A 16,956-nucleotide genomic window follows, 5' to 3' on the forward strand; every position below is an offset into this window, starting at 1 on the left:
GCTATATTTGAACTTAAATTAAGCCTGCTTCCTTCAGATTCAAGTAGCTCGCAGTGATGGTTTCCATCGGGGTAAGATTGCGCAGATCATCCTGCTCCACCACCATCCAATCTACGCCGATCTCCCGCGCTGCACGAATGGAATCGGGAATGTTGACAACGCCTGTCCCGACCGCGGTCCAGTGGCCTTTCTCACTCGTGCTGAACACATCCTTGATGTGAATCGAAGGTACGCGTCCGGTCATCCTGCGCAGCACTTGGACAGGATCCGCCTTCCCCATCGTAATCCAGGCAATGTCCATTTCGAAGAAGACCAATTTCGGATCGGTGTACTCCACGAGGATATCCATCGCAGACACGCCATTAAAGGATGTCAGAAATTCATGCTCATGGTTGTGGTAGCACAGCTTAATGCCTTCTTCAGCCAGCCTCGCGCCGGCTGCGTTGTAGAGCTCGGCATCCTGAAGCAGCTCTTCTTTGGCGTTGCACGGCCCCCACCAAACCGATACATGGGAGGTCTGTACCGCTTTCGCATTCGCAATAATCGTGTCCAGCTCTCCGCGCAGCGTTTCACGGCTGGCGCTTAGCGTGATGGCATGCAGTCCGAGATCTTGGAACCGACGTACATTCTCCGCCGTATCGCCCGGAAGCAGCAGCTCCGCGCCTTCAATTCCTTTATAGCCGACATCCGCGATCCGGCGAAGCGTTCCCCATAAATCCGCTTTCATTTCTTCATGCATAATGCCGATTAAGCCTAATTTAGGTGAAGTCATAATTGCGTTAACCTCCGTATGGTAGGAATGCAGGGTCAAAATTCAACAGGATACGAGCGCACGAGCGGCTGCCATTCGATGGATCGAATACGTACATGGCGGATTTGGATGAAGCTTGCATAAGCTTCGAAGCCGACCTTCGTGTGAAGTTGAGAATCGATCGGATCGTAATCGGTCAGCTCGAGCAGCAGCTTGCCGTCCACGCAAACAAAGCAATGGCCGTCAATGCTGCCGGCTTGAATGCGATAACTGCGGCCAGGTTCAAAATCGAACAAAGGCGTAGCGGCGTTGAGCACATAGTCCGGAGACTTCTCAAGACCGATTTTGCCTTCCCACCAGCCTTGGAGTCCGGCGACGTATGCGGCGCCGCGCATGTTTTTCTCCTCATCCCAGCTGGTATTCCACATCAAGTTAATGTCGTGCGTGCTCGGCAGAACGGTCCGGGCTTCAAATTCCACAAGCACATTGCCGGGAAAATCCTGCTTGCTCAGCAGCACGCCCGGCGCATTCAGCGGATTCCTGCCATGCAGCCAACCGTTCTCGATCCACCACTCCCCGCTGCAAATCCGCCAATTGTCCAGCTCGTGTTCCTGTTCGAAGCTTGTTTCGTATAATAGCGGGCATTGCTCCGTATCGACTTGTTTATGAAGCAGACGAATCTTTATCCATTATCCTCCACTCTCTAACAACGGCTTATTAGGCGTAGCATGTGCCGTGTGAGGCATGTTACAATACGAGCACAGACAAGTATGGAGAGGAGCTATCAACCAATGAACAACTTATCGGAAGCAACCCAGGACAACGTCGCGTTTATGATTGATACGATAAAGAATAAGCTGCGCATGGCCTCAGGCGCCGCCATGCAAGCGAATAATTTCAGCTTAGAGCGATACGAGGATCTGAAGGACATCTACGATATCGTCGCAAGCAAAGATAAATTCAGCATCAGCGAAGTGGAAGCCATCGTTTCCGAGCTTGGCCAGCTTCGTGAGAAATAGGAGTAAAATACAAAAACCGAGACGGGACGCGCTCGGTTTTTTTTATTGTTCCGTTATGCATGATGTAGGAGACTAGATGTCTGCGCTTTCATCATCGGCAGCTTGAACCGCCTTGGATGCGGAGATCGATAGCTTGATGGAAACCGGCTTGTGTTCGCCTTTCAGAAAATGGGCCAGCCGTTCCAGCTTATCTGCAAGCTCCGGGCCGCTCAGCGTTACATTCAGCTCATAGCCGAATTGATCAGCCGGAACGGAACGTTCGCTGTACGTGTACACACCTGCTGTATATGCCTCCGGGCCGGTTCTGGATGTTAAAATCTGCTCCGGCGAGAATTTGTCTGACTTGTTCACGACGCGTTCGTAGATCCGCAGCTTCTTCAGCAGCATGTAATACTGAGCTGAATGCTTGAACCCCCACGCTTCGCGAATATCCTTGAGCGTATAGTCCATTTTCCACTGCTTCAGCTTCTCGACTTGATCATCTGTCGACAGCGCCAGAAATTCATCAATAGGAATAATTGGAAGCGGCATTAAACATCCCCCCGACTTTGAAATACGTTTTCTATATGTTTTTCGCCATTACAACCGATATCCCTCTTCATTTTCTATAATTTTTACAAAATATATGCTATTTCTTGTTCGAATAACATTATTTTCTCACACCCGTGCATAGAAAATGCCCATCTCCTCTTGTCAGAAGGGATGGGCTTTTGTCGTTTAGACCCGGGTTAAGCCGAGCGAGAGAAGGAATCGCGCAAAAGCTTCCGCGCCTTGGGCAGTACGTTTGTAGACGCCTGCATCCATCAGCACTTCAAGGAATTTGCGTCCGACTTCATCACGTAGAAGCGCCTCGGCTTGCTCCGATGTATGCGACGATCCGTGGATCTCTACGATAGAACCAATCCAATCCGCATGTTTCTCAAGCGGGCCGCCCGCGAGGGAAGCTCTGTCAAACGCTTGCTCACCGGTTAGGATTAAGGAGATTTGTTCCATCTCAGCTTTGAGACGGCCCGGAAGAACCGCAAGTCCCATGACCTCGATGAGGCCGATATTTTCTTTCTTAATATGATGCAAATGCTCGTGAGGGTGGAAAATGCCATCCGGGTGCTCATCGCTTGTGCGATTATTACGCAGCACGAGATCGAGCTCGTATTCGCCGGTATCACGCAGTCTTGCGATTGGCGTAATCGTATTATGCGGCACCTGCTCGCCATTCTTCTCGGAGAATGCGATAATATCCGCTTCCGCGTCGCTGTATGCACGCCATGCATCGAGCATGCTGCTTGCGGCACGGAGCACAGCTGCCTTGTCCGTGCCGTTCAAACGCACGACCGACATTGGCCACGCTACGATGCTGTAAGTAACGCCATCCTCTTGCGGATGCACAAACGCTTGCTCGGCAACGGCTGTCTCCATCGGGAAGACATGGCGTCCGGCTTGGAAATGATCATGGTTAAGGATTGAGCCGCCTACGATCGGCAGATCCGCATTGGAGCCGATAAAGTAATGCGGGACGGCTTCAACGAAATCGAGCAGCCGCGCAAACGTAAGCGCCGAAATCCGCATCGGGACATGCTTGCTGTGGAACACGATACTGTGCTCGTTGTAATACACGTACGGCGAGTACTGGAAGTACCAGGTTTCACCCTGCAGCTCTAGCGGTACAATTCGCAGATTCTGACGAGCGGGGTGATCCGCTCGGCCGGCATAACCTACATTGTCGGCGCAGAGCAGGCATTTGGGATAGTTGCTCTTAGTAGGCGCGAGCGACTTCAGCAGCGCAATCTCCCTCGGGTCTTTCTCCGGCTTGGAGAGATTGATGGTAATCTCCAGATTGCCATAGGCCGTCGGCTGCTCCCAATACTGATTCTTCGCGATCCGATCCATCCGAATATAGTTGGAATCGATGCTCAATCGGTAGAACGCATCGGTTGCCTTGCTCACGCCCTCCGTCTCTGAAGTGCGGCGAAACCTCGCGGCAGCTTCCGAAGGACGCGGCATCAGCAGTCCCATAATACGCGCATCCAGCAGATCGCGGAAGGTTGTTGTATTATCGGCAATCAATCCGATAGAAGCGCCGTAATCCAGCAACGGTTCCAGCAGAGGAACTGCGCTCTCAAGCCGTTCCTCCGGAACGACGCCTTCATACGCTTCATTCAATCCGAATAATTCAAGCAGCGCATTCCGAGATGCGTATACATCCAGCGGGGGCTCGATCATACCGCGCTGCACCGCAAATTGAACCAGCCGTTCTATGTGAAGGAGTACGGTTTCCGTACTCGTGTTGGCTTGATGTTGAAGGTCAGTCATCGCACTTACTCCTCTCGCGGCACTCGTATATACTAGTCTTTGTTGTAGCCGCGTGGATTGGCTTGATGCCAAGCCCATGCGCTTCCAATGATGTCTTCCAGCTTGTTGCGGGAAGGATTCCAGCCAAGCTCTTGGCGTGCCCGGTCCGAAGAAGCCACGAGTACGGCCGGGTCGCCGGCACGGCGTGTTTCCATGACAGCCGGAATCTCGCGACCCGTCACTTGTCGTGCGATATCAATGACCTGCTTCACGGAGAAGCCTGTTCCGTTGCCCAGGTTGTAGATCGCGCTGTCGCCGCCTTTGCGCAGCCGTTCCACGGCAAGTACATGCGCGTCCGCCAGATCGCTCACGTGAATATAGTCGCGTACGCAAGTACCGTCTTCCGTCGCATAGTCATCCCCGAAAATCGAGATATGGCTGCGCTGGCCAAGTGCCGTTTGGAGGACTAGCGGCACCAAGTGCGTTTCCGGATTATGGTCTTCACCGATTCGGCCGCTTGCATGTGCGCCTGCTGCGTTGAAATATCGAAGCGACACATATTTCAAGTCGTATGCGGTGTCGTACCATTTCATCATTTTCTCCATCGAAAGCTTCGTTTCGCCGTACGTATTGGTCGGCAATGTACGATCTTCCTCGTGGATCGGAATGTTCTCCGGTTCGCCGTAGGTAGCTGCGGTTGACGAGAAAACGATTCTTTTGACGCCGTATTGGTTCATTTTCTCAAGCAAGCATAGCGTGCCGTACACATTGTTATGGTAGTACTTGCCGGGATCCTTCATGCTCTCGCCAACGAGCGAGTTTGCTGCAAAATGGATGACCGCATCGATCGCATTTTCTCCGAATACCGTGTCCAAGAAATCTCCGTCACGCAAATCGCCTACATAGAGCTTGCCGCCAAGCACCGCTTCCTTATGCCCCTGCTGCAAATTATCAATGATTACAATGTCCTCGCCGCGTTCGTGCAATGCCGCAACCGCGTGCGACCCGATGTAGCCTGCGCCTCCTGTTACTAGAACTGCCATAGTTCTCTCCTCCTCTATATCTGTGTAATGATGGTGTTAATGACCGGAATGATTATAGTTGTTCGACCCCGTTGCCGATCGTGCATACGTAGAAGTCAGGTATTAGTCCGGTTGCTTCGGTATAAATGCGTCCAACCTCAGCTTTGAACGTCTCTACGCTGTCTTTATGAACGAGGGATACCGTGCAGCCGCCAAAGCCTGCGCCTGTCATGCGGGAGCCGAGTACACCGTCAACGGTGCGTGCCGCAGCTACCATTGTATCCAGCTCGTCTCCTGTTACTTCGTACAGGTCGCGAAGCGAATCGTGAGAAGCGTTCATTAATTGGCCGAATGCTTGCAGATCATTTTCTTTGAGCACTTTCATCGATTGGAGCACGCGGTCGATCTCTTCCACAACATGCTTCGCACGCTTCAGTACGATTTCATCATGAATAAGGTGCTGATTGGCTTGGAATTGCTCCAAGGTAAGCTGGCCGAGCAGCGTGAGCTCGGGGAATGCTGCCTTAAGATCCTGAACCGCCTGATCGCACTGGCTGCGGCGCTCATTGTACTTGGAGTCCACTAGGCCGCGACGTTTGTTCGTGTTGCCGATGACGATTTGATAATCGCCGGAATTAAACGGGATCAGCTCATATTCAAGCGTGTCGCACATCAGCAGAATCGCATGATCCTTCTTGCCGTTCGCAACAGCGAATTGATCCATGATGCCGCATTGGACGCCATTGAATTCATTCTCGGACTTCTGTGCAAGACGCGCAATTTGAACGGTATCCGTCGCATGGCCCGACATGGTTAGAAGTGCATAAGCCGTTACCACTTCGATGGATGCTGATGACGATAAACCAGCTCCGTTCGGAATTTCACCATGGAACAAGAGGTCGAAGCCTTGGCTGAATGTGATGCCGCGTTGTTCCAGCTCGTTCACGATGCCTTTCGGATAGTTCATCCAGTCATCTGCTTCGTCATGGACGATCGGCGCAATCGGAATATGTTTATGAAGATCAAAGTTTGTGGAAGCAAGTCCAAGCTGTTGATCCTCGCGTTTACGAATAAGCAGTGTAGTGCCGAAGGTCAATGCAGCCGGGAAAACATAGCCGCCATTGTAGTCCGTATGCTCGCCAATCAAATTGACGCGGCCCGGTGCGTGGAATACCGCTATTTGCTCTGTCGACTCCCTGCCGTATGTGTTTAGAAACCGCTCAGTCAATTCATGGATGTTCGCCATTGTGCTACACCGCTTTCTTGGATTTTAGTTGTTTGTTTTATAGGTTTAGTATAGCGGAACAGAAAGCGGAACAAAATGGCTTGATGTGAACTTCACATGGAATTTTGTGACCTGTTAACGATATTAAAGAGCTGGCTGTGTTACAATACCTGTAAGCTCTTCATAACAAAATGGAGGTGTTTCAGCGCGATGCCGCTGCAGCCTACCTATACCGTACTCTCGAATCCTGTTCCTAACGAACATGGTGATTTATATGTATTGTTCTCGGGGGAAAGCCAGACAAAGCCCGATCATCTGATCGGGCCTAAAGTCTATGATTTTTATTTGATGCATCATATCCTATCCGGCTCCGGCACTTTCGCCTATGCCGGCGGACAGTACCAGCTGCGGGCCGGGCAGACCTTTCTTATCCCGCCCGGGCAGCTGATCAGTTACGCTTCGAGCGAAGCTGATCCGTGGCGGTATCGCTGGATCGCATTCGAAGGCCGGCATGCCGAGCAGCTGGTGGCAGGTGCCGGCCTCGATTCGGCGATGCCGATCGTCGATACGGGAACCAATCCGCGCGTCGCCGTATTGTTCCGCAGCATACAGCGCACCTTCCGCCTTGGCGGCGGAGCGGCTCATCTGCGTGCGGTCGGTTATTTGTACCTGCTGTTCGCGGAGTTCGGCGCAGCCGGTCCCGATACGGATTCCGGCTCGGCGCAGCGCGGGCAAGACAGCGAGGCGCTTACCGGCGACGTCATCCGGTATCTGTCGACGCAATACGCCGAGCCGATCTCGATCGAGCATATGGCCAATGCGCTCGGCTACAACCGCGCTTATTTGTCGCGCATCTTCAAGCAGCAGACGGGCATAACACCTGTCACGTTTCTGCTGAAGCTGCGCATCGACAAAGCGCATCTGCTGCTGCGCGAGCGCCTCGAGCTGACGATCGAGCAGATCGCGGCATCCGTCGGCTTCCAAGACGCGCTGTACTTCTCGAAGCAGTTCCGCCGCTTCTATGGACAGTCGCCGACCGCCTATCGCGAAGCGATGCGGCGGCTGTAGAGATACGCAAGCTTGCTTGCGGGCTGCGCTGAGGTTGTACGCTGGTCGCGATTGTGGCCTCGGGATGCTGAGTCCGCAGCGCTATACGCGTCTGCGGCCAAAAATAAACGATATCACAAACAGTACCAGGAACACGACGAACAGGACTTTCGCTATGCCTGCTGCCGCTGACGCCAGTGTGAAGAACCCTAGAACACCTGCAATAATAGCGATGATAAAAAACATAAGTGCATATCCCAACATCATTTCTCACCCTTTCGGTTTGATTGTTTTGTATGGTGTAGCACCTTGCCTTACTCTGCTTTAAACAACCTGTACGTACTTGAAACGCAAAATAGGGTTACCCCTTCATCCACGATTCCGGATGAAACGAGGTAACCCTTTGCTGTTCCTTGGCGTAGAAGCTGCTCAAACTAAAAGAGGTATCCGATACCGCTCATGCGTGCATTTCAGGCGATTACGCCGAATGAGAGGTAACGCGTTCCCCTCTTCGAGCTAATTAGCTCTGATATGCTGCAAGTGCGGTACCTGTTACCTCAATTACCTCCAAAGTTACTCTATCCGCGGCACTTCAACCAACATTGCAGTACCTGTCACATCGGCGGTTCACCCGCAGATGGGTTGATTAGTGTTGGTTTCCATGTAGATCTCTTGGTGAGCTTCTTACTCGAATTTCGCTGCTAAAGCCTCCATGTAGATTCCTGGGTGTGCTTCTTACTCGAATTTCGTTGCTAATGCCTTCATGTAGATCCCTGGGTGAGCTTCTTGTGTTGCTCTCAGTACTACTCTTCTGCCCAATTCGAAGGTTTCGCACCATTGTGTTGCTCCTAGAGCTACTCGTTCTGCCCAAAGCGACGGTTTCTCACCATTGTGTTGCTCCTAGAGCCACTCTTCTGCCGAATTCAACGGTTCCGCGACAATGTGTTGCTTCTAGGCTTCTAGTGCCACTCTGTCTGCGGAAGTCAGCGGTTAGGCGTTTAGCGTCAGCGTCAAACAGGATTCGCGGTGGCCGACGAGTTGGCCGGCGTCGTTGCGAATCTCGGGTGAGATCTGGCTGCGGATGCGCGTGATGAGTGCCTCGCCGAGATTCAGCTGCTCAAGGATGCCGCAAACTGCTTCCGGCCAAGGGGATTCCCCGCCATCGGCCAGCTTAATGACGACGGCGAGCCGCTCTTGGCGTAGACCGAAGACGAAGACGCCTTGCGCGCCGCTCTTGGCGACGACATTCCCATCACCCAGCATAACGCTGGCCAGCCGGTCCGATCCCTCCACGAGTGCCGGGTAGCTGATCATCGCTGCGGAGATGCGCTTCGCAGCCGCTGCAACGGCTTCCACCGCAGGCGCTCCTGCGCTGCCTTCAACGCCAGTCTCGCGTGTCCCTGCTAATCCCGCTTCCGCCACTTTCACATCGGCTCCACCAACACCTCCGCCGCCAGCCGTTGCAATTACGGCTGAAACGCCGACTACTCCGGCCGCCGCAGCGCTGCTCTCTCCTAATAACTGCGCTGCCGCTTCGCTGCCCCAAGCGGCAAAACGCGCATAAACAAGCGCGAGCCGCCACATCGGCATCGCGAACACCGGCAGGCCGCAGCCGTCGATGGCGCTGCCAATCTCCTCCGGAGCAAGCTCCGCAATCATCGCTATTGTACGCAGCAGCTCCTGCTGAAGCGGATGCTCCGGCTGCGTATACGTTTCAAGCGGCCAGCCGCGCAGCTTGCATAGCGCAAGCATGCCGATGTGCTTGCCGGCGCACACGTGATACAGCTTGCGCGGCTTCCCGCCCTGACGAATCAGCTCATCGCGAGCTTCCTGACTGGCCGGAAGCATCGGACCAAATACCAGCTGTTCCTCGCGAACGCCGGTTTGCTCCAGCATTTCTTCAAGCACGGCAATATGTGCCGGCGTACCTTGATGCGATGCGCACATCAGCGCAATGGCCTCATCCTTCAATCCGTAAGTGTCAACGACGCCGCCAAGCACGGATGGCAAAGCTTGAATGGGTTTTGCGGTAGAGCGCATAAACGTCCATATGGACGCATCCCCAACCTGCGCGATTAGTTCACCATCCCATGTCACGACCGCCGCGTGACCGCTGTGAACATTTTCTACCCACTCGCCTCTTGTCGTCTGAACGAGCGGAACTCCCAGTACGCTCGCTGCTGTTGTTGCTGTCTGTATCATCGTGCTCACCCCTGGCATTTTTCCCAATCCTTCTCCCCAATTATGTTTTCCCAAACTATCCATCTGCTCATGCTATATCCTGTTGTTCCACTCTCGATGTCTTCCATCCTCGCCGTACCGCGGCCTTGGCTTTCCTGCCTTTTTAGCCATCAGCTTTCCTTCCTTGAGCCCTCCGGTTCCTGCCTTTGAGCCATCCAACTCCTGCCCCTACCAGCCTATTCGAAAGCCCAAACTTCGGTTTCACGTTTCAACTTTTTATGTCTGTGGGTATATAGAAGTCAAGTATACACCTTATTGCCATATAAGGTTAAAGCGAGCGCACCCGGTGCCACCGCTTAATCCAGTATACCAAAGGAGTCATCAATCATGGAAAATCCAATCTGCGGGCAAGCCGGAAGCAAGTCGAAGCCAGTCTCGAACGCCCAGAACGGTTCAATGGTTCAGGACTACCAGGACATGAAACGGCTCGGCCATGACATGAAACATATGAAGACAAACAGCCAGCTGCAGGATGAAGGTCTCGTACCCGATCCGATTCAAGAATAGCATGTTTGTCCAGCCAAAATAAGCGGAGGGATCGCGAACGGTCCCTCTTTTTTCTCGTCCAAAAATGGGCATAGTAGCTACTGGAGGTATGATACTGATGAAAGTACTACATAAAGGCCATCTCTATTGGCCGGAGACGCTGAAGAACCAAGCAACCTACCCTACGTTAAGCGGCAATGCGGAAACTGAAGTTGTGATTATCGGAGGCGGGATGTCGGGCTCGATTTGCGCGTACAAGCTGGCCCAGCAAGGCATCCAAACCGTACTCCTCGAACGAGGCGATATCGCAGGCGGCAGCACGACGGCCAACACAGGCTTGCTGCAATTTTGCAATGACATCATGCTGTGCGATTTGATCGACCAAATTGGCGAGAAGGATGCGGTTCTCTTCTATAAAGGCTGCGCCGAAGCGCTCGTGCAGCTGGGAGAAATCGCCGCTGAGCTCCAAGCGGATGTCGGATTTGGTCCAAAAAGCAGCTTATACGTGGCAAGCACCGAGCAGGATTTGCCCAAGCTGAAGCGCGAATACGAGACACTTAAGCGCCATGGCTTCGACGTGAGCTACTGGGAACCGGAACAAATTGCAGCGGCATTCCCATTCAGCAAGCCCGGTGCTATCGTGACTCGCGGAGATGCGCAGCTGAATCCGTTTCGATTCGTGCATGCCGTAATCGAAGCAGCGGTGAACCGCTATGAGCTTGCCGTTCACGAGCATACCGATGTGGTCAGCCATGAAACGGGAGCAGACGGAACGCATGTGCTTCGCACCGCGTCGCAGGCTGTCATTCGGGCCAAGCATGTCATCTATGCGATTGGCTACGAACCGGAGGAGCTGCATGGACAGCTTATCAAGTCCAATCTGGATCGCACCTATGTCATCGTAACCGAGCCGCAAACGCATCTACAGCCACAGTACAGGGAATATTTTATATGGGAAACCGCCCGTCCTTATTTCTATATGCGCATTACCGATGATGGCCGGGTAATTGCCGGTGGCTATGATGAAGAATCCCCCATACCGCTGGAAGAGAAAAACGCGAGAAGCGAACATGCGAACCTGCTGCTCACTCGCGTACAAGCTTTCTACCCTTCCTTCGATGCACCGATTGCCCATGAATGGAATGCTACCTTCGGTAGCTCTCGTGACAACCTACCTTTCGTCGGGGAAGATCCAAATTGGAGCGGAGTCTATTATTGTCTCGGCTATGGCGGAAACGGTACCGCGTACAGTATGATGGGGGCAAGCATTCTCCAGGCTCAGATTACGAAAACCGAGCACCCGCTTGCCTCAATCGTGGCACTGAACCGACCATCCTTGCAAAACGTGTAACAGCCTTATAACAGCGGCGAGAGCATACGCGCGACAGCCTCTCCGGCTTTCTGCCGAAGCGGTCGTTTCATAAACGCCTCGCGCGTGACCTCGCCGCTATCCTCCATATCCTTCACGAAATCCGTCTCTAAGCGATCGATCGCCTTCTCATCGAACAGCAGCGCATTGATTTCGAAATTGCTGAAGAAGCTCCGCATATCCATATTCGCCGTCCCAACCGATGCCAGCAAATGATCGACAATGAGTACTTTGGCATGCATGAAACCTTTACGATACCGATAAATCCGCACACCTGCCGCAAGCATTTCCTCGACATAAGATAGAGTGGCTGACAGCACCAGCTTCGTGTCCGGTACATACGGAATGATAATTCGCACATCGACGCCGCTCAGCGCTGCCGTACGAAGCCCCATTAACAAGCTGGGATCCGGAATGAAATAAGGGGTTTCGATATAAATACGCGATTTCGCAACCGACACCGCCGCAAACACACATTCCAGTATGGCTTCGTCCCTGCTGTTCGGTCCGCTGGCTACGATCTGTACTTGTTCGCTGCCGGTGCAGGAATGCGGAGGCATGTAGATCGGATCCGCCAGCTGCTCCTTCGAGGTATACCACCAATCCTGCATAAATACTTCCTGCAGAAAATACACCGCATCTCCTTTAAGCTGCAGATGCGTATCCCGCCAAAAGCCGAGCTTCGGATTACCGCCGAGGTATTCGTCACCGATGTTAATGCCGCCGAGATATCCGACCAGCCCATCTACGACGACGATTTTGCGATGATTTCGAAAGTTCATCCGTTTATCAAAAAAGGCAATTCGCGGCGGCAAGAAGCATCGCAGCTCTACACCTGCCTGCTCAAGCTCTTTCACGTAACTACGGCCTAAACTCACACTGCCAATGCCATCATAGATGACCCGCACCTCAATGCCTGCCCTCGCTTGGCGAATAAGAAGCTCCTTGAGCCGCTGTCCGACGCGATCATCTCGGATCGTATAAAATTCGATGTGGATATGATGCCCGGCTTCCTCTATTGCCTGAAAAACAGCACTATACGCGGCCTCTGCATCAGTCAGCACAGCAGATTCGTTGCGGCTTGTAATCGGCGACAAGGTCAGCCGCTGCAGCATGTGATAGAGTCTCTCCTGTTCGGCGAATTCCTCGCCGTGCATGTCGCTCGGCCGGTGCACCTGCCCGCACCGGGACAACGCCAGACGCCGCGATTCCTCGGTCGAACGGCTGTTTATACGAAATTCGCGCTGACGCTTGAACGCTTGCGCCAGAAAATAATACATCACGAAGCCGATTACCGGCAGCACGAACAAGATAAGCAGCCAAGCGACGGTTTTGGCCGGACGACGGTATTCGAGTGCAAGAATCGTAGCGATTTGAAAGATAAATATGAGCAGTGCGGCGAGTATCCACCCCAAGTCCAGCCCCCCTTTTCATGCGGAAACAGCCATTCCTTCTTAGACTAGCTTTCACCCCCCTTCTAGCGGGTATACATGTGATATTGGCATGTTTTAAAGCTTCCAAGAATAAATAGCTATATGACCTACCGTAAGAGAGGGAGGATGATCGCAGCGATGTTCAAAGAGTCCAAACGGTCCGGTTCGGCCGAAACTCTGATCGGACTGGGCACACATGTAGAAGGGAAGTTAGTTAGCGAAAGCAGCATTCGGATCGAAGGTGAATACCGGGGGGATATCGATTGTAAAGGCGATGTCATTATCGGGGAATGCGGCGTGGCGAAATCGGGTATTATCGCGCGCGACCTCACGATTGCAGGCAAGGTTTTCGGAGATATTGTGGCCAAAGGAAGACTGACCATCACCGCCTCCGGTCAATTGTACGGCAATGTCCTTGCCCATACGATGCTGATTCAAGACGGAGGCATCTATAACGGCAATTGCCGCATGGAGCGCGCTGTCGAGCAGCGGGCACGGCATCTGCAGGACGGTACCGAACCCGCACTCCAGCAGCAGCAGCAACAAGCGCAGCAGGTGAAGGAAACACAAGCGAAGGAGAAATCCAGGCAGGCCGGTTAGCGCAGGTTCGTCGTTTCATTCTTCCACCTCGCTGTAATGCCGATTCTCCCGCCGCAGTGCAACAATAAAGGAGCCGCTGCAAGGTCCCATCATGGCGACCTTGCAGCGGCTCCCTTCATTTATGTGGCAACATCGCGTTTATTGAAGATTAGCCAAGTGATGCCCACGAATACAATATAGTAAACCGCCAGCACCGCCAGTGAGAAGCCCATGGTCAATTCATGGATATTGTGCTTGATGACCGAGGTTTGCAGGTATTGCTTCAAATCCAGGTGAAGAAACAGCAAATATTCAACCCAGTCATACTTGAGATTGAAGAGCAAACCACTTGCAATCAGCCCGAAGAAGTAGATGAACATCGATAACCCGATTGCAAGACCGCCGCTGCGGAAGATCGTCGAGAGCATGAACGCGAATGTCACAATCATGATCAGCCCGATGTAATCAAGCACATACACTTGAATCATGTAGGACAGCGGATGGGAATTGTTTAGCACGGCAAGTGCCTCATTCGCCGTTGCGCTGTCGTTATAGCCGAACAAGATCAAATTGAGCAAATAGGATGACACCAGCATGACTACGGAAAGTGTCAGTGCAAACAACAGCAGCGCTATGTATTTGGAAAGCAAGATCTTCGAGCGGCTCCATGGACGAATCAGCAGCAGCTTGATCGTGCCTGCCGAGAACTCGCCGGCTACGCATTCTGCCGAGACCACGACCGTGAAGATGGTAATGAGGTAATAGGTAAACTGTTCGATACCGTTCATTATCGTCCACATCGTATCATGCTCAGAGAAAATTTTCGACAGTGTGCTGACGACGATAACGATCAGCAGGATTATGCCGAGCATGATCCAGGTGCCGATACGGCGGTAGATTTTCATATTCTCATTGCGTACGAGCTGCAGGAAATCAAACAACCTGCTCACCTCCCGTCATCTCTAGGAACTGATCTTCCAGCGACTTGTTCAGGACGCGAATGCCGTACACTTTGATACCCGCTTCGACAAGCTCGGCATTGAGCCGCGCGATCGTTTCCCGATCTGCCCTTACAAGCGCCGCATCCGCTTCGCGGGATGCGCCGTGCTCTGCCATCAGCTGCACTGCGGCGTCCGGCTGATCTACCTCGAAGAGCACTTGATTCGCCTCATCCGCAAGCGATGTACCGGGACGAATGCCGCGAACATCGATGAGCTTGCCTGCTTGGATGATCGCAACGCGGTCGCACATCAGCTCCATCTCACTGAGCAAATGGCTTGAGACGAAGACGGTGATGCCTTCTTCCTTGGCCAGCTTCCTCAAGTAATCGCGCAGCTCGCGAATACCGGCCGGGTCCAGCCCATTCGTAGGCTCGTCCAATATGAGCAGCGATGGTTTATGCATGATAGCCTGTGCAACGCCAAGCCGTTGGCGCATGCCGAGCGAGTAGGTTTTCACCTTATCGTGAATCCGGCTCTTCAGCCCGACAAGCTCAACGACCTCGTCTATGCGCTGCTTCGTAATCCCCGGCACCATCCGCGAGTAATGCAGCAGATTTTGAAAGCCGGTCAAATATTTGTACATTTCAGGGTTCTCTACGATAGCTCCGACATGACGAATGGCATTCTCGTAATCCGTCCGGATGCTGTGCCCTTCAATAAGGACATCGCCTTTGGTCAGCTTCATTAGACCTACCATCATCCGGATCGTTGTCGTTTTCCCGGCTCCGTTAGGTCCGAGAAATCCGAATACCTCTGAACGCGGCAAATCCAACGTAAGATCCTCGATGATGGTACGCCTTCCGATGACTTTCGTTACCTGCTGAAGACGAACGATCGGCTGCTGCTCATCTTGCTCGGTCCGATAATCCACATCTATCCCCTCCTGCTTTAGGGAAGCTGAATGGTTCGCATTCAAACTTCACATCTCCACCAGTATAACGAAGTAAGGAAGAGATTGGAAGTTTTACGTATAACGCGGCTGTTTAGGTATGCGTAACCAGCAGATGATCCGGGGTATAGGAACGGTTAAATTCAAACTCATCAAGTACAGTCAAATTTGGCGCAGCTGCACTCGGTGAATTTCTTTGCTGCTCACTTTCCTGAAAAGGAATGAAGCAGGCCTTGCACAAACCAAGCGGGTGAATGACCCGGTAAAAGCCGGTTAAAAACACCAACTCCGCCTCCATGCTCGTTAGCGTCCCTCCGCAGCCTACACAATGAAACTGTTCTTTATTCGTCATGTCAATCGCTCCTTATTGATCGGATACCGAATACTATATGTAGCAATTATAATAATAATGTTACGAAATGTATCGTAGATAGAATACGACAATTATCGCTACATGTCAATAAGGAGAACGTGAATAAAGAAAGAATTTTGTCGTGTATGCGCTTTCAATAAGAAATCAAAAAAAACCTGGGCAATGAGGGATCTCAATCAGCGTACTGCCGACCTCTCCCCATCGCCCATTGCTTAACCTCTGACATCCAGTCGCGCGTAACTTGATTCTTTTCTATAGTTCATGCGCTTGTACAATTCATGAATGCGCTGCTGTTTCGGACTCATGGCCTGCAGCTTGGCAAGCAATGCGCAAAGCAGCCCTTTGCGGATTCCCTCATCCGGAAGTAAAGCGCAGCCGTAAATGTAGTGATTGCCTTCCGGCCGCCGCCAAACCATATGTGCCAGCAGGCTGAACTGCCACTCTCCGAGCGTGACGTTCACTTGGAGCATATAGCTGCGGTTGACAGGCAATCGGAGATGGCACAGAACCTGCAAGCCCGATGGGCTCATATTTTGCAGAAGGATCGGCGTTGGCTTACTCGCATTCCCTTCTTGTCCTTCTATGTGGCAAATAAACATTTCAGCCCGTACGCCGCCTAACAGCTTCATTCGGACATGCTCCCGCGGCTTCATCTCCGTCTCCATTTTCGCTACGCCTCGTTTCGATAATTGTTACAAAACGTATCTGCGTTAGTAAAAAAAAGGGTCCCTGCTATTAATCCACCAACGCTGGCTCTCCGCATCCATATCCTCTACTTTCGAGAGCATATAACGACGGCCATCCATGTCCGTAATAATCCAGCGACCTGCATTGATTGCATGGACGTGATCGAGCAGGTTATCCATCGTAATGGTTAGCCGGCCGAAGTCCGTGTCCACCTGCCAGTTCCACTCCGTATTATGTTTTCGAATCGAAGTAATTCGCTTGATAGCGGGCACCATGTTCTGCCTCTGCAGCTCTTCCCTTGCCGTTCTTTGGCTGCGATCATCCAAGAGCCCAATTTCATGCAGCAGAATGATTTCCTCGTTTAGTTCACTCCGAATGGAAATGAAGCGATCCGGAAACGAATGAGGAAGCTCGCGTACCAGCTTCACGCGCTGGTACTGCCGTCCCTCCTTATCCTCTGCCATCAAAGTGCCATCCTCAGTGCGATAAAGTAGAATCGGACCTACTTTCTTCGGTTTCATGTAGACAAGATTGCTCATGAATCA

Annotated in this window: 19 protein-coding genes; 5 read left to right on the top strand and 14 right to left on the bottom strand. The window is 52.4% G+C overall.

The window, feature by feature from the left end:
• Positions 1-13: 13 nt before the first annotated feature.
• Both I8J30_RS06575 and I8J30_RS06580 read right to left on the bottom strand, forming a co-directional pair.
• A complete protein-coding gene (locus I8J30_RS06575; RefSeq protein ID WP_210656518.1) occupies positions 14-772 on the bottom strand; it encodes a sugar phosphate isomerase/epimerase family protein in 759 nt (252 codons plus the stop codon).
• A gap of 35 nt (positions 773-807) precedes the next feature.
• Positions 808-1,269, bottom strand: a complete 462-nt coding sequence (locus I8J30_RS06580; RefSeq protein ID WP_210656520.1) for a hypothetical protein — start codon at positions 1,267-1,269, stop codon at positions 808-810.
• 273 nt (positions 1,270-1,542) lie between these two features.
• On the opposite strand from I8J30_RS06580, the gene I8J30_RS06585 reads away from it, so the two are divergent.
• Complete coding sequence (locus I8J30_RS06585) at positions 1,543-1,770, top strand: DUF1128 domain-containing protein (RefSeq protein WP_091221340.1); 228 nt, start codon at positions 1,543-1,545, stop codon at positions 1,768-1,770.
• Between the two features lie 72 nt (positions 1,771-1,842).
• Here I8J30_RS06585 and I8J30_RS06590 read toward each other — a convergent pair whose 3' ends face one another.
• The 4 genes from I8J30_RS06590 to I8J30_RS06605 all read right to left on the bottom strand — a co-directional run bounded on the left by I8J30_RS06590 (position 1,843) and on the right by I8J30_RS06605 (position 6,327).
• A complete protein-coding gene (locus tag I8J30_RS06590; RefSeq protein WP_210656522.1) occupies positions 1,843-2,301 on the bottom strand; it encodes a hypothetical protein in 459 nt (152 codons plus the stop codon).
• Between the two features lie 186 nt (positions 2,302-2,487).
• A complete protein-coding gene (locus tag I8J30_RS06595; protein ID WP_210656524.1) occupies positions 2,488-4,080 on the bottom strand; it encodes a UDP-glucose--hexose-1-phosphate uridylyltransferase in 1,593 nt (530 codons plus the stop codon).
• Between the two features lie 32 nt (positions 4,081-4,112).
• Positions 4,113-5,102: a UDP-glucose 4-epimerase GalE gene (gene galE / locus I8J30_RS06600; protein ID WP_210656526.1), complete on the bottom strand. Its 990-nt coding sequence runs from the start codon at positions 5,100-5,102 to the stop codon at positions 4,113-4,115.
• Between the two features lie 52 nt (positions 5,103-5,154).
• Positions 5,155-6,327: a galactokinase gene (locus I8J30_RS06605; RefSeq protein WP_210656528.1), complete on the bottom strand. Its 1,173-nt coding sequence runs from the start codon at positions 6,325-6,327 to the stop codon at positions 5,155-5,157.
• 189 nt (positions 6,328-6,516) lie between these two features.
• On the opposite strand from I8J30_RS06605, the gene I8J30_RS06610 reads away from it, so the two are divergent.
• The gene (locus tag I8J30_RS06610) at positions 6,517-7,374 is read left to right on the top strand and encodes an AraC family transcriptional regulator (protein ID WP_210656530.1); all 858 of its coding nucleotides are present in this window, start codon (positions 6,517-6,519) and stop codon (positions 7,372-7,374) included.
• A gap of 81 nt (positions 7,375-7,455) precedes the next feature.
• Here the strand turns inward: I8J30_RS06610 and I8J30_RS06615 are convergent, their stop codons facing one another.
• A complete protein-coding gene (locus I8J30_RS06615) occupies positions 7,456-7,617 on the bottom strand; it encodes a DUF1328 domain-containing protein (RefSeq protein WP_210657536.1) in 162 nt (53 codons plus the stop codon).
• Between the two features lie 726 nt (positions 7,618-8,343).
• The gene (locus tag I8J30_RS06620; protein WP_210656532.1) at positions 8,344-9,555 is read right to left on the bottom strand and encodes an asparaginase; all 1,212 of its coding nucleotides are present in this window, start codon (positions 9,553-9,555) and stop codon (positions 8,344-8,346) included.
• A gap of 366 nt (positions 9,556-9,921) precedes the next feature.
• On the opposite strand from I8J30_RS06620, the gene I8J30_RS06625 reads away from it, so the two are divergent.
• Both I8J30_RS06625 and I8J30_RS06630 read left to right on the top strand, forming a co-directional pair.
• Positions 9,922-10,101 (top strand): hypothetical protein, encoded by a 180-nt coding sequence (locus I8J30_RS06625; RefSeq protein ID WP_210656534.1) that lies wholly within the window; start codon positions 9,922-9,924, stop codon positions 10,099-10,101.
• 97 nt (positions 10,102-10,198) lie between these two features.
• Positions 10,199-11,431, top strand: coding sequence for an NAD(P)/FAD-dependent oxidoreductase (locus I8J30_RS06630; RefSeq protein ID WP_210656536.1), 1,233 nt, complete (start codon positions 10,199-10,201; stop codon positions 11,429-11,431).
• A 5-nt stretch (positions 11,432-11,436) separates the two neighbouring features.
• On the opposite strand, the gene cls is transcribed toward I8J30_RS06630, so the two are convergent.
• Complete coding sequence (cls, locus tag I8J30_RS06635) at positions 11,437-12,864, bottom strand: cardiolipin synthase (RefSeq protein WP_210656538.1); 1,428 nt, start codon at positions 12,862-12,864, stop codon at positions 11,437-11,439.
• Positions 12,865-13,008: 144 nt separating this feature from the next.
• On the opposite strand from cls, the gene I8J30_RS06640 reads away from it, so the two are divergent.
• Positions 13,009-13,482 (top strand): bactofilin family protein, encoded by a 474-nt coding sequence (locus I8J30_RS06640; protein ID WP_240547889.1) that lies wholly within the window; start codon positions 13,009-13,011, stop codon positions 13,480-13,482.
• Between the two features lie 119 nt (positions 13,483-13,601).
• Here I8J30_RS06640 and I8J30_RS06645 read toward each other — a convergent pair whose 3' ends face one another.
• The 5 genes from I8J30_RS06645 to I8J30_RS06665 all read right to left on the bottom strand — a co-directional run bounded on the left by I8J30_RS06645 (position 13,602) and on the right by I8J30_RS06665 (position 16,950).
• Positions 13,602-14,402, bottom strand: a complete 801-nt coding sequence (locus I8J30_RS06645; RefSeq protein WP_210656541.1) for an ABC transporter permease — start codon at positions 14,400-14,402, stop codon at positions 13,602-13,604.
• The gene (locus I8J30_RS06650) at positions 14,395-15,333 is read right to left on the bottom strand and encodes an ABC transporter ATP-binding protein (RefSeq protein ID WP_210656542.1); all 939 of its coding nucleotides are present in this window, start codon (positions 15,331-15,333) and stop codon (positions 14,395-14,397) included. The genes I8J30_RS06645 and I8J30_RS06650 overlap by 8 nt, the downstream gene beginning before the upstream one ends.
• A 112-nt stretch (positions 15,334-15,445) precedes the next feature.
• Complete coding sequence (locus I8J30_RS06655) at positions 15,446-15,703, bottom strand: hypothetical protein (protein ID WP_210656544.1); 258 nt, start codon at positions 15,701-15,703, stop codon at positions 15,446-15,448.
• A 233-nt stretch (positions 15,704-15,936) separates the two neighbouring features.
• Complete coding sequence (locus I8J30_RS06660; RefSeq protein WP_210656546.1) at positions 15,937-16,389, bottom strand: hypothetical protein; 453 nt, start codon at positions 16,387-16,389, stop codon at positions 15,937-15,939.
• Positions 16,390-16,434: 45 nt separating this feature from the next.
• On the bottom strand, positions 16,435-16,950 hold the full coding sequence (locus I8J30_RS06665) for a DUF1854 domain-containing protein (RefSeq protein ID WP_210656547.1): 516 nt from the start codon (positions 16,948-16,950) through the stop codon (positions 16,435-16,437).
• Positions 16,951-16,956 lie beyond the last annotated feature (6 nt).

Source organism: Paenibacillus lignilyticus, assembly GCF_017942085.1.
GTDB classification, from domain to species: Bacteria; Bacillota; Bacilli; order Paenibacillales; family Paenibacillaceae; genus Paenibacillus_Z; species Paenibacillus_Z lignilyticus.

Coding starts and splice junctions, on each gene's coding strand:
- I8J30_RS06575 (WP_210656518.1), bottom strand. CDS start 772: ATGACTTCACCTAAATTAGGCTTAATCGGCATTATGCATGAAGAAATG.
- I8J30_RS06620 (WP_210656532.1), bottom strand. CDS start 9,555: ATGATACAGACAGCAACAACAGCAGCGAGCGTACTGGGAGTTCCGCTC.
- I8J30_RS06660 (WP_210656546.1), bottom strand. CDS start 16,389: ATGGAGACGGAGATGAAGCCGCGGGAGCATGTCCGAATGAAGCTGTTA.
- I8J30_RS06630 (WP_210656536.1), top strand. CDS start 10,199: ATGAAAGTACTACATAAAGGCCATCTCTATTGGCCGGAGACGCTGAAG.
- I8J30_RS06655 (WP_210656544.1), bottom strand. CDS start 15,703: ATGACGAATAAAGAACAGTTTCATTGTGTAGGCTGCGGAGGGACGCTA.
- I8J30_RS06625 (WP_210656534.1), top strand. CDS start 9,922: ATGGAAAATCCAATCTGCGGGCAAGCCGGAAGCAAGTCGAAGCCAGTC.
- I8J30_RS06595 (WP_210656524.1), bottom strand. CDS start 4,080: ATGACTGACCTTCAACATCAAGCCAACACGAGTACGGAAACCGTACTC.
- galE (WP_210656526.1), bottom strand. CDS start 5,102: ATGGCAGTTCTAGTAACAGGAGGCGCAGGCTACATCGGGTCGCACGCG.
- I8J30_RS06605 (WP_210656528.1), bottom strand. CDS start 6,327: ATGGCGAACATCCATGAATTGACTGAGCGGTTTCTAAACACATACGGC.
- I8J30_RS06590 (WP_210656522.1), bottom strand. CDS start 2,301: ATGCCGCTTCCAATTATTCCTATTGATGAATTTCTGGCGCTGTCGACA.
- I8J30_RS06640 (WP_240547889.1), top strand. CDS start 13,009: ATGATCGCAGCGATGTTCAAAGAGTCCAAACGGTCCGGTTCGGCCGAA.
- I8J30_RS06585 (WP_091221340.1), top strand. CDS start 1,543: ATGAACAACTTATCGGAAGCAACCCAGGACAACGTCGCGTTTATGATT.
- I8J30_RS06615 (WP_210657536.1), bottom strand. CDS start 7,617: ATGTTGGGATATGCACTTATGTTTTTTATCATCGCTATTATTGCAGGT.
- I8J30_RS06665 (WP_210656547.1), bottom strand. CDS start 16,950: ATGAGCAATCTTGTCTACATGAAACCGAAGAAAGTAGGTCCGATTCTA.
- I8J30_RS06610 (WP_210656530.1), top strand. CDS start 6,517: ATGCCGCTGCAGCCTACCTATACCGTACTCTCGAATCCTGTTCCTAAC.